Origin of the sequence: Roseobacter sp. CCS2 (assembly GCF_000169435.1) — a bacterium.
Taxonomy (GTDB): domain Bacteria; phylum Pseudomonadota; class Alphaproteobacteria; order Rhodobacterales; family Rhodobacteraceae; genus Yoonia.
On the sequence record NZ_AAYB01000001.1, the window covers coordinates 519,377 to 542,639 of the forward strand.

The following is a 23,263-nucleotide window of genomic DNA, read 5'->3' on the forward strand; positions in this document are numbered from 1 at the left end:
AAACACATGACAATGAAAACAATTCTGGCCGGTGCCACGCTCGCGCTTGGCCTTGCAACAGGGGCCGCGGCGCAAGACACAACAACCGTTGGCTTTGTCTACGTCGGGCCGATTGGCGATGGCGGCTGGACATATGAACACAACAAAGGCCGCTTGGCTGTGGAAGAGCATTTTGGCGATGCGGTAGAGACCGTCTTTGTTGAAAGCGTACCGGAAGGTGCCGATGCAGAGCGCGTGATGACACAGATGGCATTGCAAGGCGCTGACCTGATCTTTACCACATCTTTTGGCTACATGGACCAAACGATCGCCGTGGCAGAGAAATTCCCTGATGTACGCTTTGAGCATGCGACAGGTTACAAGCGCGCTGACAACGTATCCACATACTCTGCACGCTTTTACGAAGGCCGCGCGGTCCAAGGTCACATTGCCGGTCAGATGACCGAAAGCAATATCATCGGCTATATCGCGTCCTTCCCGATCCCCGAAGTGATCCGGGGCATCAACTCGGCCTATCTCCATGCGCAGGAAGTGAACCCTGATGTCGAGTTTAAAATCATTTGGGCCTACACGTGGTTCGATCCTGCAAAAGAAGCAGAAGCAGCCAACGTGCTGATCGAACAAGGCGCTGACGTGATCTTGCAGCACACAGATTCGACCGCACCGCAAGCAGCGGCTCAGGCGGCAGGTAATGTTGTGACCTTCGGTCAGGCCTCTGACATGTCGGAATTTGCACCGTTCCCACGGGTGTCGTCCATCATTGACGATTGGGCACCTTACTATATCGCCCGCACACAAGCGGTTATTGATGGCACATGGGAAAGCACTGACACATGGGACGGCATCGGTCCGGGCATGGTTGGGATTGGCGAAATCACTGATGCTGTACCCGCTGACATCAAAGCTTCTGCCGAAGACTTGGTCGAGCGTTTGCGCACGGGCGAATACCACGCGTTCACTGGCCCTATCAACAAACAGGACGGTTCCGCCTGGCTGGCTGATGGTGAGATTGCGGATGACGGTACTTTGGCTGGTATGGACTTTTACGTTGAAGGGCTGACCGGCGACATTCCACAGTAAGCGTTACCAGCTAAAAACGCGGAAGGCCTCGTTTATAGCGGGGCCTTTTGTGTTTCTTGCGCGGCGAAATTACGGCCCGAATGGGGCATACCTTTCTTTTGGATGTATTTTCAATATTTTACGCGCGTAAAATATTTTGATGATCTAACGCTAATCTTCGTCTAGATTGATGTTAGGGAATCAACCGTGGCTGTGTTTGCGCACGAAATTGGTCCCTGCACGTGGAAAAGCCTCATAGGTCGTTCTTGCGTAACGAGTGAATTGTTTTCCACCAGTGTCATGGTGGTGTCAGAAGGGACGACTTATATGAAGTGCACGACAAACCGCTGGGGTTTGAACCCAAACTTGCGCGCATTGGGCGCATCCGCATTGCTTGCGACAACACTGCTTATTGCAACAAGCGCCAACGCCGCAAACCACACCGATAGCTATATTGAGGACGTCGGCGCATCAGAGCGTATCGATTATTCCGGTAAGCTGCGAATGCTAAGCCAGCGTGTTGTTGCTGCCTCATGTTACGCACAAGCGGGTGCTGATACCGAAGAAACAACTGCTGTGCTGACTGCCGCGACCGAAGAGTTCAAACTGATCACGGCCGCGTTAGAGTTCGGCAACCCAGACCTTGGCATTTACGGGGAAGAAGCCAAACCAAAGGTGCGCGCTACGATTGAACGATTGCAAGCACTGTGGGCCCCCATCGAAGTGATTGCTGACAAGGCTATAGCTGGGACCGCTACTCAAGAAGACATCGCACAGTTGGCGGCGCAGTCCGAACCGCTTCTTGAAATGGCACAGCGTCTGGTGTCTGCCATAACCGCCGAATATTCTTTGGGGGCGGCGCTGGTGATGCGGGATGCTTTGGCAATTGATATCGCCGGACGACAGCGCATGCTGGCGCAGCGCATTTCAAAAGATGTTTGCCTGCTTGCCACCGGGATCGATACGGAACATTCGATGGCTGACCTTATTGCGACAACCCAGATTTTTGATACCTCGCTCACCGCATTGCAAGCTGGAATGCCATCATCCGGTATTGCGGCCCCAACGGATGATCAGGTTATCGCAGACCTTGATGCTGCCGCGGCGGACTGGGCCACGTTGCAGCCCAAAATCGCAGATGCCCTATCGGGTGACACGATTGATAACGCGCGACTGGCAGTCATGTTTGAACTGGCCAACACACTGACTGCGGACATGAACAAGGTTGTCGTTGACTACACAGAGGCCGCCAAAGACGCAGAGTGAGTTCTGCGCAACAACAGCACCGCTGATGACCAAGGTAAACCGCTGCAATCAAAGGATACATCGCAAAAACCGGGATCAACCGTAATTCAGCATCTGTACCAATGCAGCCCAAATGCGGGCCGCCATTGAGAAAAGTAGTGATCGAACACGCGTTAAAGAGGAAACAAACAATGATGAATGTCTTCGCCCCATGCACCAGAGTGACATCAGGTCTGACGATACGTGCAATTGCGATCTCAGCGCTGTTGGCAATAAGTACCGCATCTGCCGGATACGCAGATAGCACCCAAACACAGGCAGAGTTTGTAACGGATACGGGCGCGGGCGCACGCATCAACCTTTCAGGAAAGCTGCGTATGCTCAGCCAGCGTATTCCTGCGTCTGCATGTTACCTTCAGGCTGGTATCAGCACCGATGACACGGGCGCAATGCTGGTATCTGCGCAGGAAGAGTTCGCCTTGATCACCGATGCCCTGCAGAACGGCAATCCTGATCTGGGTGTTTTTGGTGCGGAACCGCGTCGCAAAACGCTGTTGGGGATCGAACGCCTTCGCGGGCTTTGGAACCCTGTCAGCACAGGCGCGGATCAGGTCGCCGCTGGCAATGGATCGCAACAGATCGTGCAGCAGATTGCCACCGACTCCGCCCCTTTGCTTGAATTGGCAAGAAAGCTGGTCACGGTCATCTCTACCGAATATTCAAACCCCGGTGATCTGCTGGTCAGAGACACTTTGGCGATTGATATCGCCGGTCGGCAGCGCATGTTGGCACAACGTATCTCCAAAAACGTCTGCCTGTTCTCCGTTGGTCTGGGCTCTGACGCTGTTTTGGCTGAACTAGAAAGCGCGGCGACCACCTTTTATGCATCATTGCGGCATTGCGATCCGGAATGCCCGAATCCGGGATCCAACTGCCACCCACCGCGGAAATTGAAACCGGGCTTGATGGTGTTATTGCAGATTGGCGAATGGCAGAGCCATTGATTGCTACGGTGCTTGCAGGCGAACAGTTGGATGACGAAAAACTCTCGATCATGTTCGCGACCGCAAACCGCTTGACTGGCGGTATGAACGCCGTCGTTGCACTTTATGCTGAGGCATCAAAGCTGGGCGACTAGCCCGCGCTTGCCAACAAGGGCGACCCGCAAGGGATATCATGATGTCCACGAACGCCCCAGCGCCTTGATGGGTTCGTGCACGACCGGCACATAAAAAAGTTGACGCGCGCAAAGAAATTGTCTCGTATGTAAAAATATTGAACAAAGCATTTAATGGGCCGTGACCATGTCGGAAACAACGATCAAGAATATGGAGGAATTCTCTGCGATCAGTGGGATTTCTCGACCAACGGTTTCAAAATACTTCCACGACCCCGACAGTGTGCGCCGATCAACGCGTGAACGTATTGAGCGCGCGCTTGAGAAATATGACTATCGCCCCAACATCTTTGCGATGAACCAAAATCGCAAGCTGACCAAGAACGTCGGTATTGTTGTTCCCTTGCTATCCGACCCTTACTTCGCCGAAATTGCGCGCAATCTTGAACAGCGTTGCATTGATGCGGGTTATCGCCCCACTTTGTTTAGCGCACATGGCGATCCAAATCTCGAAATTGAAGTGCTTGATAACTTGCGCGCGCTCAAACCGGCAGGTGTTTTGCTGGCGCCATTGGGGCGCGCCTCTCATCGTGACGCATTGGAAAAGTTTTGCGATGACGTTCCAACACTGATTTTTGACAGCAGCGTTGACCAGCTTGGCCTGGCATTTGTCGGGTCCGACAACTTTCAATTCACCTCGCATATCTCGGATTATTTGTGCCGCACCGGTGAACCGCCCTGCTTTTTTGAGATGAAGACGCCTGCGAACCCTAATGCCCACCGACGGCGGCAAAGCTATCTGAATGCGATGGAGGCATTCGGGCATGATCCGCAGGTGATTTCGATAGAAGGCGAAGGATGGGCCTTTGAGGAAATCGGCCGCATCGGCGGACACGAAGCTTTCGCCAGCAAGCAATTCTCGACCAATACGATCCTGTGCAGCAATGACCGTCTGGCCATTGGACTGCTGACAGCCTGTTACGAACGCGGCATCAAAGTTGGGCGCGGACCAAACTGTACGATTCGCGTTGCAGGGCAGGATGGGCACCCGCATTCGCGCTATACCTGCCCACCGTTGACGACGATTTCACACGACTATGACGCCGTTTCCAAACATGCCGCCGATAGCTTGCTCGCCGCCATTGAAGGACACGTAGAGCCTTGGAAAAGCACAAGATTAGAAGGCAAACTGATCTTGCGGGACTCCGCCTGAGTTCGCAATTCTTTACGCGCGTAAATTTTTTGTTGACGCCGCGTCGTTCTTTCCACTAGCGTTGGTACACAACATCCAACTAGGGAGGATACCGGATGTCTTTGAAGAGCACACTTTGTGCTGCAACTGCGCTTTCGCTGATCACAGCAAGCAGTGCTTTTGCGGACGGCCATTCAGCAACGATCACGATCGCGACCGTCAACAACGGCGACATGATCCGTATGCAAGGCTACACTGACCAATTCACTGAAGAGACCGGCATCGCTGTTGAGTGGGTGACATTGGAAGAAAACGTACTGCGCCAGCGCGTGACAACGGACATCACCACAAACGGCGGTCAGTTCGACATCATGACAATCGGTATGTACGAAACACCAATCTGGGGCGCCAACGACTGGCTTGTGCCACTGAACGATCTGTCTGATGAATATAACGCCGATGACATCCTGCCAGCAATGGCCGGTGGTCTTTCACACGACGGCACACTTTATGCGGCGCCATTCTATGGTGAAAGCTCCATGATCATGTACCGCACCGATTTGATGGAAGCGGCCGGTCTTGAGATGCCAGACGCACCAAGCTGGAACTTCATCGCCAAAGCGGCGCGTGAAATGACAGACCGCGAAAACGACATCAACGGGATCTGCCTGCGCGGTAAGGCCGGTTGGGGCGAAGGCGGCGCGTTCATCACAGCAATGTCCAATTCTTTCGGCGCACGCTGGTTTGATGAAGAGTGGAACGCACAGTTCGACACACGCGAATGGTCTGACACGCTGAACTTCTACAAGAACATGATGGATGATGCGGGCCCTGCTGGTTTTGCAACAAACGGTTTCAACGAAAACCTGTCTCTGTTTAACCAAGGCAAGTGTGGCATGTGGATTGACGCGACTGTTGCGGCGTCTTTCGTGACTGGCGACGATTCAACTGTCGCAGACTCAGTTGGTTTCGCACTGGCACCAGACAACGGTATGGGCAAGCGCTCTAACTGGCTCTGGGCTTGGGCATTGGCTATTCCTGCCGGCACGCAGCAAGAAGCAGAAGCCAAGCAGTTCATCGAATGGGCAACAGGCACTGGCTATATCGAGTTGGTTGCTGAAAACGAAGGTTGGGCAAACGTACCGCCCGGTGCGCGTACATCCCTGTACGAGAACCCCGACTACCAAGCTGTTCCTTTCGCACAGATGACATTGGATTCAATCCTGTCAGCGAACCCGAACGACAGCACAGTCGACCCAAGCCCATACGTTGGTGTCCAGTTCGCTGCGATCCCAGAGTTTGCGGGCATTGCGACCGAAGTAAGCCAGGAATTCTCTGCCGCTTATGCAGGTCAGCAGTCGATCGAAGAAGCGCTTGAGAAGGCTCAGGCCATCACAAACGAAGCAATGGAAGCTGCTGGCTACCGCTAAGCAGTTCTCCAGCCCAAGGGGTGGCGGCCTCACTCTGCTGCCCCTTGGTTTAAAACACCCCTTTCAGTACCTTTTCACCTGAAACAGCGCGTGAGCCCGCTCCGCCTGTGACCAGAGGAGATGCATCCAAATGGCGACCAAAGCTTCCCGATCCGCTGCCCGTATCATGATGGCACCCGCTGTGATCCTGCTCTTGGGCTGGATGCTGGTTCCTCTCATCATGACCTTGTGGTTCTCTTTCCGCGTCTATCTGCCGCTGCGTGGTGGTGACCAGGGCTGGGCCGGATTTGACAACTACACCCGCTTTGTGACCTCAAGCGCCTTTTGGCCTTCGGTCCAGACCACCCTTATTATCGTGCTCGGCGTCCTCGCAATCACAGTGATCTTCGGTATTCTGATTGCGCTGCTTCTGGACCAACCGATCTGGGGGCAAGGCGTGGTGCGTATCCTTGTCATCGCCCCATTCTTCGTCATGCCGACCGTATCTGCGCTGGTTTGGAAAAATATGTTCATGGATCCCGTGAACGGTCTTTTTGCCCACCTTTGGCGGTTCTTCGGGGCCGAACCGGTCAGTTGGCTATCGGATGCGTCGATGGGTTCGATCATCATGATCGTCAGCTGGCAGTGGCTGCCATTCGCAACCCTCATCTTGCTGACAGCCGTGCAATCGCTGGATAGTGAACAATTGGAAGCCGCCGAAATGGATGGCGCACCATTCCTCAAGCGGTTCTGGTTCATCGTGCTGCCACATCTGAGCCGGGCAATCACAATCGTGATCCTGATCCAAACCATCTTCTTGCTTGCGATCTTCGCCGAGATTTTCGTGACCACAGGTGGCGCATTCGGAACGCGCACGCTGTCTTACCTGATCTTCCAACGGGTTCTGGAAAGCCAGAACGTTGGTCTCGGCTCCGCCGGTGGTGTTTACGCCATCATCCTTGCAAACATTATCGCGATCTTCCTGATGCGGATCGTCGGTAAGAACCTGGATTAAGAATATGGCACGTTCTGTTACACCCCGTCGGAAGCTTCTCAATACCACTGTCGCTTGGGCGATCGGCTTACTGATCTTCTTCCCAATCCTTTGGACAATCCTGACCAGCTTCAAATCCGAAGCACAGGCCATCGCTGCCCCGCCAATTTTCCTGGGCTTTGATTGGACGCTGGAAAACTACCGCGTCGTGCTGGAACGGTCTGATTATGCGCGGTTCCTGTGGAATTCGATCATCATTGCGGGGCTGTCCACGGTCCTTGGCTGTATCATCGCAGTACCTGCGGCCTGGTCCATGGCCTTCGTGCCATCTAGACGAACCAAGGACATCCTGTTGTGGATGCTATCAACGAAGATGTTGCCCGCCGTTGGTGTGCTTTACCCCATCTACCTGATTTTTATTGAATTGGGTTTGCTGGATAGCCGCGCAGGATTGGTCGTTGTGCTGATGCTCATCAACCTGCCGATCATCGTATGGATGCTTTACACTTACTTTAAGGAAATCCCCGGTGAAATCCTCGAAGCTGCCCGTATGGATGGCGCCACACTGCGGCAAGAATTGCTTTATGTGCTGACGCCGATGGCGATCCCCGGCATTGCATCCACGCTGTTGCTGAACTTTATCCTTGCTTGGAACGAAGCGTTCTGGACCCTTAATTTGACAGCTGTCAACGCGGCCCCTTTGACCGCTTTCATCGCCAGCTACTCCAGCCCAGAAGGTTTGTTCTTTGCCAAACTCAGTGCGGCTTCGACCATGGCGATTGCGCCGATCCTCATCCTTGGCTGGTTCAGCCAGAAACAACTTGTCCGCGGCCTGACGTTCGGCGCGGTTAAATAAGGAACCTGAATTATGGGACAGATCCAACTTAAACAGGTGACCAAGTCGTTCGGCGATGTGCAGGTCATTCCACCCCTTGACCTGACCATAAAAGACGGCGAATTCACCGTCTTTGTCGGTCCGTCAGGTTGCGGTAAATCCACGCTGCTACGTCTGATTGCCGGGCTTGAGGATATCACAAGCGGCCATATTGAGATTGATGGCACAGATGCCACTGATCTGGTGCCTGCAAAACGCGGCCTTGCGATGGTGTTTCAATCCTATGCGCTTTACCCGCATATGTCGGTGCGCAAGAACATCGCCTTCCCGCTGCGGATGGCCAAGATGGACCAATCCGAAATTGACCGCCGTGTGAATGCAGCCGCCGAGGTTCTGAACCTTGCCGACTACATCGACCGTAAACCGGGCCAATTGTCCGGTGGTCAGCGTCAGCGTGTAGCGATTGGCCGGGCAATTGTGCGTGAACCCTCTGCATTCCTTTTTGACGAACCACTGTCGAACCTTGATGCCGCCTTGCGTGTCGGCATGCGGATGGAAATTTCTGAACTGCACAAGAAACTTGCCACAACAATGGTCTACGTGACCCACGATCAGGTCGAAGCCATGACAATGGCTGATAAGATCGTTGTGCTGCAGGCCGGTGTGATCGAACAGGTCGGTTCCCCGCTCGAACTGTACCGCGCACCGCGTAACACCTTTGTGGCCGGTTTCATCGGTTCACCCAAGATGAACCTGATCACTGGCGAAGAAGCCACCAAGCATAACGCTGCAACCATCGGCATCCGCCCCGAACATATCGACGTTGTTCAAAGCGATGGCATGTGGCAAGGCACCGTTGGCGTGGCCGAGCATCTTGGCTCTGACACTTTCTTCCACATCCACAATACCGGACTGGCGGAAACACTGACTGTACGCGCCATCGGTGATATCAGCCTGACGCATGGCGACACGATCCACCTGAATCCGCGCATGGACGAATTGCACCGCTTTGATGCGGGTGGCCTGCGGATTGCATGAAACGGCTTGATGGCAAAACGGCCCTGATTACAGGGGGAGCGCGGGGCATTGGATTTGCCTTTGCCCGGCGCTACGCGCAGGAAGGCGCGCGCGTTGCCATTGCCGATATCGACCATGATCGCGCTGTCGCCTCGGCCAAAGAGATCGGGGGCCAGACAATTGCCATCGACTTTGACGTCACGGATCAGGCAAGCATTGATGCGGGTGTCGCAAAAACGGCGGCGCAGTTTGGCCAGATCGACATTCTGATCAACAACGCCGCCATCTTTAGCGCAGCACCCATCACAGAGATTATGCGCGACGACTACAACCGCGTGTTTGATATCAACATCAGCGGGTCGCTTTTTACAATGCAGGCTGTTGCGCGGCACATGATTGGCCGCGGCATCAAAGGCAAGATCATCAATATGGCCAGCCAGGCCGGGCGGCGCGGCGAACCCCTTGTCGCGGTCTATTGTGCCAGCAAGGCCGCGATCATTTCACTGACCCAGTCAGCAGGCCTAGACCTGATCCAGCACGGCATCAACGTGAATGCGATCGCACCGGGTGTTGTGGATGGCGAACATTGGGATGGCGTGGATGCATTTTTTGCCAAACACGAAGGCAAAGCACCGGGTCAGAAGAAAAAGGAAGTTGGCGAAGCCGTGCCATATGGCCGGATGGGAACGGCTGACGATCTTACCGGGATGGCGGTGTTTCTCGCCTCTTCGGATGCCGACTATATCGTCGCGCAAACTTATAATGTGGATGGCGGCAATTGGATGAGCTGATGAAAGACCAAGCACGACACGAAGCGCCCATTGTGCTGAGCAACGAGCGGCTTATGGATTTACCGGCAACCGTTGCGGTGCCTACTTACGACCGGGCGCAGTTGACCCCCGGCATTGTCCATATCGGGCTTGGTAATTTTCACCGCGCGCATCAGGCGTGGTATCTGCACCGGCTGATGCAGCAGGGCCTTGCGCTGGATTGGGCCGTCATCGGTGCAGGCGTGCGCGCCGGTGATGCCCAACAACGCGACAGGTTGGCGGCGCAGGACTATCTGACAACGCTGATTGAGTTGAAGCCATCACAAACCACCGCAGAAGTGATCGGCCCCATGATCGGTTTCACCCCGGTTAAGCCACATAACGCGGCCTTAATTGCGCAGATGGCTGATCCTGCCATTCGCATTGTTTCACTGACCGTGACCGAAGGTGGCTACTTTATTGATCCCGCCACCAAGGGGTTTGATGCGTCGCATGCCGACATTCAACACGATGCATCGCACCCTAACACCCCCAACACTGCCTTTGGCGCGATCATTGCCGCGCTTAAAGAGCGGCGCGATGCGGATACCGGGCCTTTCACCTGCATGAGCTGTGATAATCTACAAGGCAATGGCGCGATCCTGCGGCAAACGGTTGTGTCGCTGGCGCGCCTGTCCGACCCAGATTTGGCTGATTGGATTGACCAAAACTGTACTTTCCCCAATTCCATGGTCGATTGCATCGTACCTGCTACCGGCCCCAGTGAGCTGGCGCTGGTGCGCAGTCTGGGCATCGACGATGCCTCGCCTGTTACCCATGAAAATTTTCGCCAGTGGGTGATCGAAGACAGCTTTTGCGCAGGCAGGCCCGATTGGGATAGGGTTGGCGCGACATTCACCAATGATGTGCACGACTTTGAGGCAATGAAGATCAGGGTGCTTAACGGCGGGCACCAGATTATCGCAAACGCGGGGGAGCTTTTATCAATCGAGACGATTGCCGAATGTATAGCCCATGAAAAGATCAGCGCCTTCTTCCAAAAAACCGCCCGCGAAGAGATCCTACCGCATCTTGCCGCAGTGCCGGGCATGGAGCCCACGGCCTATGTCACACTGATCAATGATCGGTTTGCCAACCCTCGGATCATCGACACAACGCGGCGCGTGGCTTTTGATGGGTCGGCGCGGCATCCCGGTTTTATTGTGCCATCAATCAAGGACGGCCTGAAACAAGGCACGCCTATCGCCGGGCTTGCACTGGTCGAAGCCGTCTGGGCGCGCATGTGTGCTGGAATCCGCGAAGATGGCAGCGAAATTGAACCAAATGATCCCTTTTGGAATGATCTGCAGGTGACTGCGCTGCAAGCAAGGGACTCCTCTAAAATCTGGTTATTGCAAGAACAGTATTATGGTGATCTTGCGCAGAATGATCACTTTGCGGCCCGTTTTGATCACTGGTTGCAACTGATCTGGCGTGATGGCGTCGAAAGCGCGATAACACAGTATCTTGGAAAGGCCGCTAGGTAAGCCGTGCCAAGCTTAGTATGACGTTTTGTGCTATTTTCTAACGATATTTATACTGTCCCCTTTGATGCTGTTACAAAATTTTCACTTGATTTGTGTACCGTTAAGCCCCAAGTGAAGGGTGCAGACGTTATCCAACTCGACCACTGTTTTCCCTTTCGGCTACAGTCTCTCGATCTTGACACTGACTCGGCCAAGCTGTCGCAATATCGCGGACAGCATTGATACTAAAGGAAAAACACGATGGCTACTGGCACCGTGAAATGGTTCAACACAACAAAAGGCTTCGGCTTTATCGCACCTGATGGCGGCTCTAAGGACGTTTTCGTTCACATCTCCGCTGTTGAGCGTTCCGGCCTGACAGGCCTGCAGGACGACCAAAAGGTAACTTTTGACGTCGAGGCTGGCCGTGATGGGCGTGAATCCGCTGTGAACCTCGCACTCGCGTAAGCGAACCTGCATATGAAAGTGGCGCGCGGCTTCCGCGCGCTCACACCTGTTTGTTCTCATATTGGGAACAATACTCACGTTTCCTTGAAATTTTGGCAGAATTGTGGCACGGTGCTGAAGCGACGTTGACCAATCGACCACTGTTTCCCTACCCGGCCCAGTCTTTCGATCACGTTTGACCGAGCCGCGCCGCTGCACTTCCGCGAGCGGGTTATATAAGGAAATAAGGACATGGCTTCAGGCACTGTCAAATGGTTCAACACCACCAAAGGTTTTGGCTTTATCGCACCTGATGGTGGCAGTAAGGACGTTTTTGTTCACATTTCAGCTGTCGAACGGTCTGGTCTGACCGGACTCAAGGATGACCAGAAGGTCAATTTTGATATCGAAGCAGGCCGTGACGGACGCGAAAGCGCCGTGAACCTGACACTGGCCGATTAAGGCACATTATTGTTTAGTAAATTTTGGAAATGGCCGCCTGATCCGGCGCCCATTTTTCTTAGTCCAGAACAAATGTGACCTTCATCACAACGCGGTATTCATCGACTTTGCCGTCTTTGACGGTGACCTTCTGATCGGCAACCCAAGCGCCGGTAATCCCTTTCAGCGTCTTTGATGCGCGCTTGATCCCGTTCTCGACAGCATCGTCGAATGATTTCGACGAGGACGAAATAATCTCTGTGACCTTTGCAACTGACATTCATATTCTCCCTTTTGTTGATTGTACCGGGAAAACCTAACCCTACGCCCCGTCCCAGTCCACATCATCGACTTTTTCGACGCGCAATTTACCATCGGGAAAAGGCTGCATCAGCAACTTGGCATCTTCTTCATCGCCCTCAAGCCACTGCGTGCATTGGTCTTCCGTCAGGATCACGCCCATGCGGTGATGAATGTCGCGGACATCCGCCGATGGCGCGCAAGTAACTGTCGCCACCTGTGGGACTTGCACCCCGCCCGGGCCGTTCCACACGTCATAAACCGCTGCAAAGTAAAGCAAACCGCCATCCTTGCGCTTGATCCGCCACGGCTGCTTATGCCGTTTCTCACCCGTCCATTCGTACCAGCCGCTTGCGGGAACAATGGCGCGTTTCACATCGGCAAACGCGGATTTGTCGAACACCGTTTCGGACCGCGCATTGATGATCGTTTCCATCACGGGACGACCACGGGCGTTGACCCGACCAACCGGGATCATGCCCCAGCGCATATGTTGCGTACCATCAGTGGTCAGTGTGATCACCTCTTGACCGGGGGCGATGTTCAGGCGTGGCGCATCCGCTTTTTGGCCAACCTGTTCAGTCAGGAAAAACTGCCCCGGCATCGCCTATTGCGCAGCCGTCACAAGATCAAGCACCGCAGGCCCAATCGCTGCAACAATGACTGAAACCCCTTCGGGATTGGGGTGAATGCCGTCGGGTTGCAGAAACTCTGACATACCTTCCTGCATGCCAGCCGCGGCACGCAGACCAGCGGCGAAATCAGCGTAAAGCGCGATGTCGTATTTTGTGGCAAGCTCCACATACATGCCTTCAAATTCTTGTTTGTACTCCAGCCCGTAATTCGCGCCAACTGACAGCCCGACCAATAGCATTTCAACCCCTGCGTCTTGTCCGGCGGCCAGCACCCCGTCCAGATTGGCGCGACTTACAGCAGGGTCGATGCCGCGCAGATAGTCATTACCCCCCAGCGTCACGATCATGGCGTCCACCTCTGGGGTCAGTGTCCAGGCGACACGGCTAAGGCCACCAGCCGTGGTATCGCCGGATACCCCTGCGTTCATGACTGTCACATCTGCGCCTTGCTGTTCCAGCCACGCCTCTAGCTGCGGTACAAATCCATCGTCTTGCGCAAGACCGTATCCAGCAGTCAGACTATCGCCCAGTGCCGCAATTGTTACCGTTTCTGCCTGCGCCAGCGTCGTTGTCAGCAAAAGTGCCGCCCCTAACTTGGCAGCACGCGAAACGGCCCCATATGCAAAGGCAGACCCCCCGATTGAGGCCCATTTGATGACCGAAGCTGTTCTATCCATCGCAAATGCCAATCTATCGCTCGACGGTAACGCAGGACGCGTCGATATCCTGCATGACATCTCTCTCGACGTTATGGCGGGGGAAACGCTAGGGTTGGTCGGGCCGAGTGGGTCTGGCAAATCATCGCTCCTGATGTTGATGGGTGGGCTGGAACAGGCAACATCAGGGCAGATCATGGCCTTGAAGCAGGATCTGACGGCGATGAACGAAGACCAGCTTGCCCTCTTTCGTAGGGATAATATGGGGGTGGTGTTCCAATCTTTCCACCTAATCCCCACAATGACGGCCTTGGAAAACGTCGCAACCCCGTTAGAACTGGCCGGCGCAAAAGATGCTTTTGCCCGCGCCGAGGCAGAGTTGGCGGCCGTGGGCCTTGCTGACCGGATCAACCATTACCCAAATCAAATGTCTGGGGGTGAGCAGCAACGCGTCGCACTTGCCCGTGCTTCAGCCCCGCGTCCACGCATCCTTTTGGCAGATGAGCCAACGGGCAATTTGGATGAAACCAACGGGCAAGCGATCATTGACTTGCTGTTTGACCTGCGCGACCGGCATGGGGCCACACTGGTTATGGTCACGCATTCGGGCGAATTGGCCAGCCGTTGTGACCGGGTGGTGCGCCTGCGCGATGGACGCATTGATGCACCAGTGGCAAAGGCCGCCGAATGAGCCTTGCAATCTCGGCCAGACTTGCGGCGCGTGAATTGCGTGGCGGTTTACGTGGGTTCCGCGTCTTTCTGGCTTGTCTGGCCTTGGGCGTTGCAGCCATTGCCGCTGTCGGCACTGTGCGTGCTGGCATTGAGGCCGGGCTGAAACGCGATGGCGCGGCCCTTTTGGGTGGTGACGCAGAGGTGGAGTTTACGTACCGCTTCGCCCGTGAGGCTGAATTGGACTGGCTTCAGTCCATATCTGACGATATTTCTGAAACTGTTGATTTCCGGTCGATGGTCGTGGTCGAACAAAACGGCGAAACCGAACGTGGGTTGACACAAACCCGTGCGGTCGATGACCTTTATCCTTTGATTGGTGAGGTCCAGCTTGATCCACCTATACCCTTACCCCAAGCATTGGCTGACAAAGGCGGTGTGATGGAACGTGTGCTGGCCGACAGGCTGGCACTCGCACCCGGTGATCTGTTTCGGCTGGGCGAACAGACCTTCACATTGCGCGCGATCCTTGATCGCTATCCAGACAACGCCGCTGGTGGTTTTGGCCTTGGGCCGCGCACCATCGTGCGAACAGATGATCTGGCGGCATCCGGGCTGATCGCGGAAGGGACACTGTTTTCCACCCAATATCGCCTTGATTTGCCGCAAGGCGCCGATCTAGCAGTATTGGAACAAAACGCCGAAGCACAGTTCCGCGACAGTGGACTGCGGTGGCGTGATAGCCGCCGTGGGGCTGGCGGGGTGGCGCAATTTGTGGATCGGATCGGGGCATTCCTGATCCTTGTTGGGCTGTCGGGGCTCGCCGTGGGCGGCGTTGGTGTTTCGGCGGCCGTGCGCGCGTATCTGGCGGGGAAAACGGGGGTTATTGCCACGCTGAAAACTGTGGGTGCCACGCGTAAGATCATCTTTCAAACGTACTTTATCCAAATCGGCGTGCTGACCCTAGCAGGGGTTTTGATCGGTCTGATCTTGGGGGCAGCACTGCCGGTTCTATTCGCTCCGCTGATCGAAGCACGTCTGCCCATTCCGGCTGTCTTTACCGTCTATCCTGCACCGCTGTTTGAGGCCGCGGTTTACGGTCTGCTTGCCGCGCTTGTCTTTACACTTTGGCCGCTTGCGAAAACCGAAGATGTCCGTGCCGCTACCTTGTTCAGAGACGCATTTACAGCAAGCGCCGCCCTGCCCGCAGCTCGTTATCTGATCGCGATACTGGCTTTGCTTGCCTTATTGATCGGCACCGCCGTTTGGTTTTCCGGCACCGTTTTCCTGACGCTATGGACAGCAGGCGGCATCGCAGGCGCGCTTTCGATCCTCGTAATTGCAGCCTACATCATTCGCTGGGTCGCAAGACGGCTGCGCAAGGCCACACGCGGACGCCCTGCCCTACGGCTTGCCTTTGGATCCATTGGCGCGCGCGGGGGTGAGGCGACATCGGTCGTCTTGTCTTTGGGCCTTGGCCTGACGGTTCTGGCAGCGGTCGGTCAAATTGATGGGAACCTGCGCAGTTCGTTTTCCAATGATCTGCCCGAAATCGCCCCCAGCTATTTCTTTGTTGATATCCAGCCTGACCAAATCGAAGGGTTTCGTGAAAGGCTCAATTCCGATGCGGCAGTCAGCCGGGTTGATACAGCGCCAATGCTGCGCGGCATCATCACGCAAATCAACGGCCGTCCCGCAGAAGAGGTCGCAGGTGGCCATTGGGTGACCCAAGGCGACCGGGGCATCACCTATGCAGACGCACAGCCCACGGGCACCGAAGTAACCGAAGGCACTTGGTGGCCTGCCGGGTACGATGGTCCGCCGCAAATCAGCTTTTCAGCTGAGGAAGCCGCCGAGATGGGCTTGCAATTGGGTGACACAATGACCGTCAACGTATTGGGCCGCGATATCACCGCAGACGTTACCAGCTTTCGTGATGTCAGTTGGGAAGACGCAGGCATCGGTTTTGTCCTAGCCATGAATCAAGGTGCGCTGGCAGGCGCGCCGCACAGCTGGATTTCGACCGTCTACGCCGAGGAAGAGGCCGAAGCGGCGATCCTGCGCGATCTGGCGACTGCCTATCCCAACATCACGGCCATCCGTATCCGTGACGCGATTGATCAGGTGATCGAATTGGTCGGCGGGATTTCAGCGGCGACACGGTATGGCGCACTGATCACGCTTGTCACTGGTTTCTTGGTGCTGATTGGTGCCGCAGCTGCGGGCGAACGGGCGCGCACCTTTGAAGCGGCGGTTCTAAAGACATTGGGTGCACCACGCCGCCGCATCATCGCAAGCTTTGCACTGCGCGCCGCAATCCTTGGATTGGCGGCGGGGATGGTTGCATTGGGCGCTGGTATCTTGGGCGGCTGGGCAGTATCGACCTTCATTATGGAGACCGGCTATACCATCATATGGTCGAACGCATTGCTGATTATCGGCGGCGGTGTGCTGGCCTCACTTTTGGCTGGATTGGCATTTGCATGGCGTCCGCTTTCGGCGAAACCAGCGCAGGTGTTGCGCGCACGCGAATGAACGATCCTGCTTTCTTTGGCTATGGCAGCCTCGTCAATCTGGCAACGCATGCTTATGATGATCCGCGCCCGGCTGTGCTGCATGGCTGGCGGCGTGTATGGCGGCCGACCAATTTGCGCAAAGCGGCTTATCTGTCGGTCATGCGATGCGGACAAACCAGTTTACACGGCGTGATTGCCCGCGTTCCGGGCGCGGATTGGGTATCGCTGGATCAACGCGAGGCGGCGTATCAACGCCATGACGTCAGTCATACAATCCATCATGATGGCCCCTATGCGCCGACTGCAGTCTATCAAGTTAAGCCCGATCATATTGCCAATGCGGGCAGTCACCCGATCCTGCTCAGCTACGTCGATGTGGTCGTGCAGGGCTATCTGCGGGTACATGGTCATGCAGGTGTCACCCACTTCTTTGAGACCACAGATGGTTGGAACACGCCCATCCTGAATGATCGCGCGAACCCGATCTATCCGCGCCACCAGATCCTAAGCCGGGCCGAACAGGCCTTGGTCGATGACCACTTAACGGCGGTGATGGAGAAGGCTGAATAGGCGCGCTTGCCGGGCGAAAGGTTCGGCTGGTGTCGTCCCTGCCGCTTGCCTTGCGATAACACGGCGGGCGAGCAGAAAAGCAGCCAGCGCGAAAACCGCACCACCCAGCGATTGGCCAATCAAGACACCCGGTGCACCAAACCATACGGCCCCGACAATGACAAAAGGGATCGTGCCCAGCGTGTGGCGTCCCCAATTCACGATTGTGGAATAGAATGGACGCCCCAGATTGTTGAACGCCGCGTTGGCCACAAAGATAACGCCATTAAAAAAGAACATCAGCGACAGTGGACCAGCAAAGAGAAACACGAGCGTCAGGGCAAGCCCGTCTTCCAGTTGGAAAAGCATCTGAATGCCCGGACGAGCAAGAAAGAACAATGTGGAGACAACAATCACCACTATCCCTGTGAAAACCAAACCCTCGCGGAATGCCCCACGCACGCGGTCGCTGAGCCCCGCCCCGGCGTTCTGCCCGATAATGGGCCCGATGGCACCAGACAGCGCAAAGATGATCCCAAAACCAACCGGTGTCATACGGGCAACAATCGCCATGCCGGCAACGGCCTCTTCCCCGAAATCTGCCATCGCCCGTGTCACGTAAGCTTGCCCAATTGGCGTCGCCAGCTGTGTCAGAATAGCTGGGATCGCAATCGCCAGGATCGGGCGCAGATCAATCGTCAGGCTTGCGGCGGTAGGTTTATCGAAACCGTCATAGTGCCGGATCAGTGGCAAGAGCGCTGTGATCGCAATAACGACCCGCGCGCAAACGCTGGCAAGGGCGGCGCCGGTTAGTTCCAAATCAAGCCCGAAGATTAGGATCGGATCAAGAACCGCGTTAACCAGCCCGCCCCAGATCGTGGCCATCATGGCACGTCGGGCATCACCATGGGCCCGCAGAATGGCGCCGCCGATCATCCCAACCATAAGGAAGGGCAAAGATGGGACGATGATCTGCAAATAGTGGACCGCCAGTTCCAGCGTTTCACCGGTCGCGCCCAACAACGATGCAAGTGTGCTGAGATTGAACCAGACAGCTGCCGCAAAGACAGCACCGAAGATCACGCCGTAAATTAATGCGTTTGTCGCGCGCCTGCGGGCTTCTTCTGCCTGACCAGCACCCAAGGCGCGCGCGACCAAGGCGCCAGCTGCAATTGTCATCCCAATCCCGAATGAGGTCGTAAAAAACAGGATTGCACCGGCGTAACCCACCGCAGCGGCCAATTCAGCCTTACCCAGCATCGAGATGAAGATCATGTCGACAAAATCGACAAGAAAGACAGCCATCAGCCCGATGGAGGCCGTGAGCGACATCACCGAGATATGCCCAAACAGACTGCCTTGAGTGAATTTCGCCTGGGCGTCCGGGGCTTTGCTATCGCTCATGTCAATCGTGCGCCTGCGCTGGGGTGATCATACCCTATGGAGCGCAGGACGCCTTGCAAAGTTCAAGAACTTTCGGGCCGGGTTTAGTCTTCGAATGTGGGGCGCGTCTGCAAAAGCGGCATCACATCCGCCATTTCGGGCCCGCGCTGACGGCCTGTTACGGCCTTGCGCAGTGGCATGAACAGGCCTTTGCCCTTACGCCCTGTCGCTTCTTTCACCGTCGTTGTCCATTCGCTCCAGGTCGTGGATGTGTAGGGTAAAGGTGGCAACATCGCGAAAGCTTCGGCAACAAAGGCGCGGTCGTCGTCTTCGACCAATGGTGTTGCTCCGTCGCGGAAAAGAACCCACCAGTTGGCGACTTCATCAAGACTATTGATATTCTCGCGCACCACATTCCAAAACGGTTCTTTGATCTCATCCGGCACACCAGCCGATGTTAAAACATCGGCCACGTCACCCGCGCTAAGTGTTGCAAGATGACGGGCGGTGAGTGGGATCAGGTCTTGGGCGTCGAATTTCGTAGGCGCAGAGCCGAACTTTGACAGGTCAAAACCCGCGACAACGTCGGCGATGTTGCTGCGCAATTCAACCGGATCAGATGAGCCCAAGCGCGCCATCAGCGACAGGATTGCCTGCGGTGCAATCCCTTGCTTGCGCAGGTCGCGCAGCGCCAGCGTGCCAAGGCGTTTGGACAGCGCCTCGCCCTGCGGGCCGGTCAGCAGCGAATGGTGCGCAAAGCGCGGCACATCGCCGCCCAGCGCTTCGATCATCTGGATTTGCGTTGCAGTGTTCGTGACATGGTCAGAACCGCGCACCACGTCGGTGATACCCATTTCGGTATCATCCACGACGGACGCCAATGTATAAAGGATCTGGCCATCATTCTTGAACAAGACCGGGTCACTGACGGACGCCGCATCAATTGAGATGTCGCCGATAATCCCGTCAGTCCATTCAATCCGCTTGTGATCCAGCTGAAAACGCCAATGCGATCCGCGTTCGGCCCGCAGCGTGTTCTTTTCATCCTCTGACAGGTCCAAGGCCGCGCGATCATAGACCGGCGGTTTACCCATATTCAGCTGTTTCTTGCGCTTGAGATCCAGTTCAACCGGTGTTTCAAAACACTCATAAAGCCGCCCCATGTCGATCAGCTTTTGCTTGGCGGCCAGATAGTTGTCCATGCGTGCCGACTGATGTTCAATCCGGTCCCATGTAAAACCAAGCCATGTCAGGTCTTCTTTGACGCCTTCAATATATTCGTCCTTGGATCGTTCTGCATCCGTATCATCAATCCGCAGAATGAAGGTGCCGCCCTGTTGCCGTGCGATGGCATAGTTGAATAGTGCCGCGCGCAGGTTGCCGATGTGCAACCAGCCGGTGGGCGATGGGGCGAATCTGGTGGTGGTCATGGGTCCGTCTCCTGTTGATGGGCTTTGAGCATGAGACGGATGGGATGTCCAGTTTGGCCGGTGCTTTCAGATGCGCGCGCCCAGCTTCGCCTCTGCCAGAGTTTGATGGAACGACGAATGACAGGCTAGCTTGGCTTGATGGGCCAGCGTTTGCCTAAATCATCAAGACCCGCACGGATCAATTCGTCCAACACAGCCATATCAATGTCGGCAAGCTTGTTGATGTAGAGGCAGGATTTGCCGATTTTATGTTTCCCCAACCGGGACAGGATCGTCCCAAAGTCGGCATATCCGGGCATAATGTAGATCGACAGGTTACTCTTTCGTGGGCTAAAGCCGGTGGCCAGAAAATCGCCGCTGCGACCGCTGTTGTAAGTATAATGATACTGCCCGTAGCCGATCATAGTGGGCCCCCACATTTGCGGCTCCCATTCTGTAGTTTTGCGAAACAGCTTATCGAGTTGTCGCGCATCCGACTGCCGCGTTGGATGCGCGACCGCGGCGATAAAATCATCAACGCTTTGAACTGTTGCTTGGGTCTTATTTTCGGCCATGCGCAAGGTTATCATGGTTAGGCGCAGCGACAAAGGCGCAGCAGAGCACTGCCTTATGCGTCATCCGTATCAGCGGCCTGATATTTTACAACCAGCGCATTAAATTGCGCTTCATACTTGGCCAATCGCGCAACATCTTTGGTACTACTTAGGAACGGCTTGCGTCGTCCGGTGACCATAATGTTCTTACCCTCTGAAACATAGCTCGCCTTTTGATGCGCAGCGAGCGTCATGCAGCGCAGATCTGGGCGTTTGGCGCGTAAGTAGGCATAGTCTTCGGTCGGGAATGTACTGGGCAGGTTGAGGTCGCGTAATGCCCCGCACCGGGCCAACGGACGCAAGCTATCATCATCCAGCTTGATGGCCATCATCCGCAACTCTCTTAGATGAGGTAGCTTTGTCAAAGGCTCCAGCGTATTTATCTTTTGGTCGCTGTTTATGCCGCCCGCGATTGTAAGCGCACGGAGTGTCTTGATGGCACTGATAGGCGTGATATCATTGGCGTTGCGGATGCCATCAAGAACCAGCGCCGCAAGCATCAGGTCCGACAATGGCGACAGATCCGCAAGCTTTTGGACCCACCATAGGCTAAGATTTCGAAGCCGGCGCAGATCTTGCAAAGGTGCAATCGTCGTTGTGCGCAGTCCCTTAAATCCAAGTACCGCAACATCCAGATGCGCGCACATATGGATCAGTTCTTTTTCGTTCACCGAAAAGGCGTACGCCGCAGTCCCTTTCAAACGTCGCTTGATATCAAGTATTCGGTGAAGTGTCCCATCGACATAGACGTGACCCCCCTTGCCTTCTGGTACCCGCGCTGGGCCGCAGGCTATACCAAGCGCTTGGTTTAATTGCGCATGGATCGGAAAATCTGGTTCAACTGTCATCCCGCCAACGGTTCACAATCGGATAGCGCCGGTCAAGCCAGAAAGCGCGATCTGACAGGCGTGGCCCCGGTGCCGATTGAAAGCGTTTGTATTCGCTGATGTAAATCAGATGTTCGACACGCTTGACCGTTTCCCTGTCATATCCTGCAGCAGCGCAATTGGCGACAGATGCTTCCCCATCAACCAGCATCATCAGGATGCCATCAAGTACGTCGTAGGGCGGCAGGCTGTCTTCGTCTTTTTGGTCGGGGCGCAGTTCGGCTGACGGCGGTTTATCAATGATCGCAACCGGAATGACTTCACCCGCAGGCCCGTTCATCCAGTCACGGTGATTGGCATTGCGCCAGCGTGCCGCCTCAAACACCCGGGTTTTGTACATATCCTTGATCGGGTTATACCCACCCGCCATATCGCCATAGATCGTGGCATAGCCAACTGCGACCTCGGACTTGTTACCGGTGGTCAGCAGCATTTCCCCGAATTTGTTGGATTGCGCCATCAATAGCAGGCCGCGAATGCGGGATTGAATATTCTCTTCGGTCAGATCGGCCTCTAGCCCTGCGAAAAGCGGGGCAAGCGCATCCGTTACCGCGGCGCGCGGGCCAGCGATGCTGATTGTATCGTATTTGCACCCCAGCGCATCAGCGGCCGCGGCCGCATCATCAAGCGAGCCTTGCGATGTATACTCAGACGGCAGCATCACACAGCGGACGTTGTCGGCACCCAGCGCATCGGTGGCGATGGCCGCAACAATTGCGCTGTCGATCCCGCCGGACAAACCCAGCAGTACTTTCTTGAAACCGGTTTTGCGCATGTAGTCGCGCAAAGCTTCGACCATGACGCGGTAATCCTGTTCAATTATGTCAGGCAGTGTTGCCTTCTCGCCATCCAGCGCGACCCAACCGCTATCTGTCAGCTCAAAATCCACATGCGCCAATGCGCTTTCCATCAGCGGCATCTGCACTGCCAATTTTCCGCCACGATTAAGCACGAACGACCCACCATCAAACATCTGATCGTCCTGCGCACCGACCAGATTGATATAGACCAACGGTACGTCATTTTCGATGACACGGCTGACCATGTTATTCATGCGGATCGGAAACTTGTCCCGAAAGTAAGGAGAGCCATTGGGAACGACCAATATCTCTGCCCCGCTTTCGACCATCGCCTCGCAAACGTCTGGATACCATGCATCCTCGCAAATCGGATGGCCGATGCGGGCCCCGTTGTTGTGGGCGTAGGGGCCTTCGATATCAGCGCTTTTGAAAAGGCGCACCTCATCAAAGACATTGAAGTTGGGCAAAAAATGCTTGCGCGCGCGTGCCACGATTTCGCCGCCGCGCAAGGTGAAATAGGCGTTATAAAGCCGCTCTTCTTCCACCAATGGCGCACCAATCGACAGGGCTGGACCATCAGCACAATCTTTCGCAAGTGCCATCAGATGGACCATCGCATCAGCAACAAATGCAGGTTTGGCGACCAGATCCTGCGTTTGGTATCCGGTTAAAAACATCTCTGGCAGGGCGACCAGATCAGCCTTGGCAGCTTTGGCTTCAGCCCATGCCGCACGCGCCAGATCAGCGTTGCCTGCAATATCGCCAACTGTTGCATTTAACTGTGCCATCGTGAGGCGAAGAAATTTTGTCATAG

The 23,263-nt window shown here is 55.3% G+C and carries 24 protein-coding genes; 16 read left to right on the forward strand and 8 right to left on the reverse strand.

Annotated features, from left to right (window positions below; all coding sequences use genetic code 11):
• Window positions 1-6 precede the first annotated feature (6 nt).
• The 13 genes from RCCS2_RS02645 to RCCS2_RS02700 all read left to right on the forward strand — a co-directional run bounded on the left by RCCS2_RS02645 (window position 7) and on the right by RCCS2_RS02700 (window position 12,052).
• Entirely contained in the window at window positions 7-1,080 is a 1,074-nt protein-coding gene (locus RCCS2_RS02645) for a BMP family ABC transporter substrate-binding protein (RefSeq protein WP_008231102.1), read from the forward strand.
• Between the two features lie 306 nt (window positions 1,081-1,386).
• Window positions 1,387-2,325, forward strand: a complete 939-nt coding sequence (locus tag RCCS2_RS02650; protein ID WP_198006998.1) for a type IV pili methyl-accepting chemotaxis transducer N-terminal domain-containing protein — start codon at window positions 1,387-1,389, stop codon at window positions 2,323-2,325.
• Between the two features lie 170 nt (window positions 2,326-2,495).
• The gene (locus RCCS2_RS02655; protein ID WP_008231105.1) at window positions 2,496-3,308 is read left to right on the forward strand and encodes a type IV pili methyl-accepting chemotaxis transducer N-terminal domain-containing protein; all 813 of its coding nucleotides are present in this window, start codon (window positions 2,496-2,498) and stop codon (window positions 3,306-3,308) included.
• Window positions 3,293-3,442, forward strand: a complete 150-nt coding sequence (locus RCCS2_RS18265; protein WP_008231107.1) for a hypothetical protein — start codon at window positions 3,293-3,295, stop codon at window positions 3,440-3,442. Before RCCS2_RS02655 ends, RCCS2_RS18265 begins: the two co-directional genes overlap by 16 nt.
• 166 nt (window positions 3,443-3,608) lie before the next feature.
• Entirely contained in the window at window positions 3,609-4,634 is a 1,026-nt protein-coding gene (locus tag RCCS2_RS02660; protein ID WP_008231108.1) for a LacI family DNA-binding transcriptional regulator, read from the forward strand.
• Between the two features lie 95 nt (window positions 4,635-4,729).
• Window positions 4,730-6,043, forward strand: a complete 1,314-nt coding sequence (locus tag RCCS2_RS02665; protein WP_008231110.1) for an ABC transporter substrate-binding protein — start codon at window positions 4,730-4,732, stop codon at window positions 6,041-6,043.
• A gap of 130 nt (window positions 6,044-6,173) precedes the next feature.
• On the forward strand, window positions 6,174-7,037 hold the full coding sequence (locus RCCS2_RS02670) for a carbohydrate ABC transporter permease (protein ID WP_008231111.1): 864 nt from the start codon (window positions 6,174-6,176) through the stop codon (window positions 7,035-7,037).
• Between the two features lie 4 nt (window positions 7,038-7,041).
• Window positions 7,042-7,872, forward strand: a complete 831-nt coding sequence (locus tag RCCS2_RS02675) for a carbohydrate ABC transporter permease (protein WP_008231112.1) — start codon at window positions 7,042-7,044, stop codon at window positions 7,870-7,872.
• 12 nt (window positions 7,873-7,884) lie between these two features.
• Window positions 7,885-8,889 (forward strand): ABC transporter ATP-binding protein, encoded by a 1,005-nt coding sequence (locus tag RCCS2_RS02680; protein WP_008231114.1) that lies wholly within the window; start codon window positions 7,885-7,887, stop codon window positions 8,887-8,889.
• Window positions 8,886-9,659 (forward strand): L-iditol 2-dehydrogenase, encoded by a 774-nt coding sequence (locus tag RCCS2_RS02685; protein WP_008231116.1) that lies wholly within the window; start codon window positions 8,886-8,888, stop codon window positions 9,657-9,659. Before RCCS2_RS02680 ends, RCCS2_RS02685 begins: the two co-directional genes overlap by 4 nt.
• Entirely contained in the window at window positions 9,659-11,164 is a 1,506-nt protein-coding gene (locus tag RCCS2_RS02690) for a mannitol dehydrogenase family protein (protein ID WP_008231130.1), read from the forward strand. Before RCCS2_RS02685 ends, RCCS2_RS02690 begins: the two co-directional genes overlap by 1 nt.
• A 240-nt stretch (window positions 11,165-11,404) precedes the next feature.
• The gene (locus tag RCCS2_RS02695) at window positions 11,405-11,611 is read left to right on the forward strand and encodes a cold-shock protein (protein WP_008231132.1); all 207 of its coding nucleotides are present in this window, start codon (window positions 11,405-11,407) and stop codon (window positions 11,609-11,611) included.
• Between the two features lie 231 nt (window positions 11,612-11,842).
• The gene (locus RCCS2_RS02700) at window positions 11,843-12,052 is read left to right on the forward strand and encodes a cold-shock protein (RefSeq protein ID WP_008231133.1); all 210 of its coding nucleotides are present in this window, start codon (window positions 11,843-11,845) and stop codon (window positions 12,050-12,052) included.
• Window positions 12,053-12,110: 58 nt separating this feature from the next.
• Here RCCS2_RS02700 and RCCS2_RS02705 read toward each other — a convergent pair whose 3' ends face one another.
• The 3 genes from RCCS2_RS02705 to RCCS2_RS02715 are packed head-to-tail and all read right to left on the reverse strand — an operon-like array spanning window position 12,111 to window position 13,643.
• Entirely contained in the window at window positions 12,111-12,311 is a 201-nt protein-coding gene (locus RCCS2_RS02705; RefSeq protein WP_008231134.1) for a dodecin family protein, read from the reverse strand.
• A 42-nt stretch (window positions 12,312-12,353) separates the two neighbouring features.
• A complete protein-coding gene (locus RCCS2_RS02710; RefSeq protein ID WP_008231135.1) occupies window positions 12,354-12,935 on the reverse strand; it encodes an SOS response-associated peptidase in 582 nt (193 codons plus the stop codon).
• Window positions 12,936-12,938: 3 nt separating this feature from the next.
• Window positions 12,939-13,643, reverse strand: coding sequence for an arylesterase (locus RCCS2_RS02715; protein ID WP_083791129.1), 705 nt, complete (start codon window positions 13,641-13,643; stop codon window positions 12,939-12,941).
• Here RCCS2_RS02715 and RCCS2_RS02720 point away from each other — a divergent pair.
• From RCCS2_RS02720 to RCCS2_RS02730, 3 genes are read left to right on the forward strand one after another with little or no spacing between them, the layout of a single operon-like run.
• Complete coding sequence (locus RCCS2_RS02720) at window positions 13,621-14,313, forward strand: ABC transporter ATP-binding protein (RefSeq protein ID WP_037293099.1); 693 nt, start codon at window positions 13,621-13,623, stop codon at window positions 14,311-14,313. The genes RCCS2_RS02715 and RCCS2_RS02720 overlap by 23 nt on opposite strands.
• On the forward strand, window positions 14,310-16,826 hold the full coding sequence (locus RCCS2_RS02725) for an ABC transporter permease (RefSeq protein ID WP_008231138.1): 2,517 nt from the start codon (window positions 14,310-14,312) through the stop codon (window positions 16,824-16,826). The genes RCCS2_RS02720 and RCCS2_RS02725 overlap by 4 nt, the downstream gene beginning before the upstream one ends.
• Window positions 16,823-17,377, forward strand: a complete 555-nt coding sequence (locus RCCS2_RS02730) for a gamma-glutamylcyclotransferase (protein WP_037293101.1) — start codon at window positions 16,823-16,825, stop codon at window positions 17,375-17,377. Before RCCS2_RS02725 ends, RCCS2_RS02730 begins: the two co-directional genes overlap by 4 nt.
• Here the strand turns inward: RCCS2_RS02730 and RCCS2_RS02735 are convergent.
• From RCCS2_RS02735 to RCCS2_RS02755, 5 genes are all read right to left on the reverse strand, one after another.
• A complete protein-coding gene (locus RCCS2_RS02735) occupies window positions 17,348-18,760 on the reverse strand; it encodes an MATE family efflux transporter (RefSeq protein WP_008231140.1) in 1,413 nt (470 codons plus the stop codon). The genes RCCS2_RS02730 and RCCS2_RS02735 overlap by 30 nt on opposite strands.
• A gap of 83 nt (window positions 18,761-18,843) precedes the next feature.
• Window positions 18,844-20,169: a glutamate--tRNA ligase gene (gene gltX / locus RCCS2_RS02740; RefSeq protein WP_008231141.1), complete on the reverse strand. Its 1,326-nt coding sequence runs from the start codon at window positions 20,167-20,169 to the stop codon at window positions 18,844-18,846.
• Between the two features lie 125 nt (window positions 20,170-20,294).
• The gene (locus tag RCCS2_RS02745) at window positions 20,295-20,723 is read right to left on the reverse strand and encodes a DUF1801 domain-containing protein (protein ID WP_037293103.1); all 429 of its coding nucleotides are present in this window, start codon (window positions 20,721-20,723) and stop codon (window positions 20,295-20,297) included.
• Between the two features lie 53 nt (window positions 20,724-20,776).
• Window positions 20,777-21,610 carry a hypothetical protein gene (locus tag RCCS2_RS02750; protein WP_008231143.1) on the reverse strand — a complete coding sequence of 278 codons (834 nt, stop codon included), beginning with the start codon at window positions 21,608-21,610 and terminating at the stop codon, window positions 20,777-20,779.
• Window positions 21,600-23,261, reverse strand: a complete 1,662-nt coding sequence (locus tag RCCS2_RS02755) for an NAD+ synthase (RefSeq protein WP_008231144.1) — start codon at window positions 23,259-23,261, stop codon at window positions 21,600-21,602. The genes RCCS2_RS02750 and RCCS2_RS02755 overlap by 11 nt, the downstream gene beginning before the upstream one ends.
• Window positions 23,262-23,263 lie beyond the last annotated feature (2 nt).

Excerpts from the sequence above, each read along its gene's own strand:
- RCCS2_RS02725 (WP_008231138.1), top strand. The coding sequence starts at position 14,310 with ATGAGCCTTGCAATCTCGGCCAGACTTGCGGCGCGTGAATTGCGTGGC.
- RCCS2_RS02755 (WP_008231144.1), bottom strand. The coding sequence starts at position 23,261 with ATGACAAAATTTCTTCGCCTCACGATGGCACAGTTAAATGCAACAGTT.
- RCCS2_RS02680 (WP_008231114.1), top strand. The coding sequence starts at position 7,885 with ATGGGACAGATCCAACTTAAACAGGTGACCAAGTCGTTCGGCGATGTG.
- RCCS2_RS02675 (WP_008231112.1), top strand. The coding sequence starts at position 7,042 with ATGGCACGTTCTGTTACACCCCGTCGGAAGCTTCTCAATACCACTGTC.
- RCCS2_RS02655 (WP_008231105.1), top strand. The coding sequence starts at position 2,496 with ATGATGAATGTCTTCGCCCCATGCACCAGAGTGACATCAGGTCTGACG.
- RCCS2_RS02735 (WP_008231140.1), bottom strand. The coding sequence starts at position 18,760 with ATGAGCGATAGCAAAGCCCCGGACGCCCAGGCGAAATTCACTCAAGGC.
- RCCS2_RS02660 (WP_008231108.1), top strand. The coding sequence starts at position 3,609 with ATGTCGGAAACAACGATCAAGAATATGGAGGAATTCTCTGCGATCAGT.
- RCCS2_RS02705 (WP_008231134.1), bottom strand. The coding sequence starts at position 12,311 with ATGTCAGTTGCAAAGGTCACAGAGATTATTTCGTCCTCGTCGAAATCA.
- RCCS2_RS02730 (WP_037293101.1), top strand. The coding sequence starts at position 16,823 with ATGAACGATCCTGCTTTCTTTGGCTATGGCAGCCTCGTCAATCTGGCA.
- RCCS2_RS02720 (WP_037293099.1), top strand. The coding sequence starts at position 13,621 with ATGACCGAAGCTGTTCTATCCATCGCAAATGCCAATCTATCGCTCGAC.
- RCCS2_RS02700 (WP_008231133.1), top strand. The coding sequence starts at position 11,843 with ATGGCTTCAGGCACTGTCAAATGGTTCAACACCACCAAAGGTTTTGGC.
- RCCS2_RS02665 (WP_008231110.1), top strand. The coding sequence starts at position 4,730 with ATGTCTTTGAAGAGCACACTTTGTGCTGCAACTGCGCTTTCGCTGATC.
- RCCS2_RS02750 (WP_008231143.1), bottom strand. The coding sequence starts at position 21,610 with ATGACAGTTGAACCAGATTTTCCGATCCATGCGCAATTAAACCAAGCG.
- RCCS2_RS02690 (WP_008231130.1), top strand. The coding sequence starts at position 9,659 with ATGAAAGACCAAGCACGACACGAAGCGCCCATTGTGCTGAGCAACGAG.
- RCCS2_RS02710 (WP_008231135.1), bottom strand. The coding sequence starts at position 12,935 with ATGCCGGGGCAGTTTTTCCTGACTGAACAGGTTGGCCAAAAAGCGGAT.
- RCCS2_RS02695 (WP_008231132.1), top strand. The coding sequence starts at position 11,405 with ATGGCTACTGGCACCGTGAAATGGTTCAACACAACAAAAGGCTTCGGC.
- RCCS2_RS02645 (WP_008231102.1), top strand. The coding sequence starts at position 7 with ATGACAATGAAAACAATTCTGGCCGGTGCCACGCTCGCGCTTGGCCTT.
- gltX (WP_008231141.1), bottom strand. The coding sequence starts at position 20,169 with ATGACCACCACCAGATTCGCCCCATCGCCCACCGGCTGGTTGCACATC.
- RCCS2_RS02650 (WP_198006998.1), top strand. The coding sequence starts at position 1,387 with ATGAAGTGCACGACAAACCGCTGGGGTTTGAACCCAAACTTGCGCGCA.
- RCCS2_RS02715 (WP_083791129.1), bottom strand. The coding sequence starts at position 13,643 with ATGGATAGAACAGCTTCGGTCATCAAATGGGCCTCAATCGGGGGGTCT.
- RCCS2_RS18265 (WP_008231107.1), top strand. The coding sequence starts at position 3,293 with ATGGCAGAGCCATTGATTGCTACGGTGCTTGCAGGCGAACAGTTGGAT.
- RCCS2_RS02745 (WP_037293103.1), bottom strand. The coding sequence starts at position 20,723 with ATGGCCGAAAATAAGACCCAAGCAACAGTTCAAAGCGTTGATGATTTT.
- RCCS2_RS02670 (WP_008231111.1), top strand. The coding sequence starts at position 6,174 with ATGGCGACCAAAGCTTCCCGATCCGCTGCCCGTATCATGATGGCACCC.
- RCCS2_RS02685 (WP_008231116.1), top strand. The coding sequence starts at position 8,886 with ATGAAACGGCTTGATGGCAAAACGGCCCTGATTACAGGGGGAGCGCGG.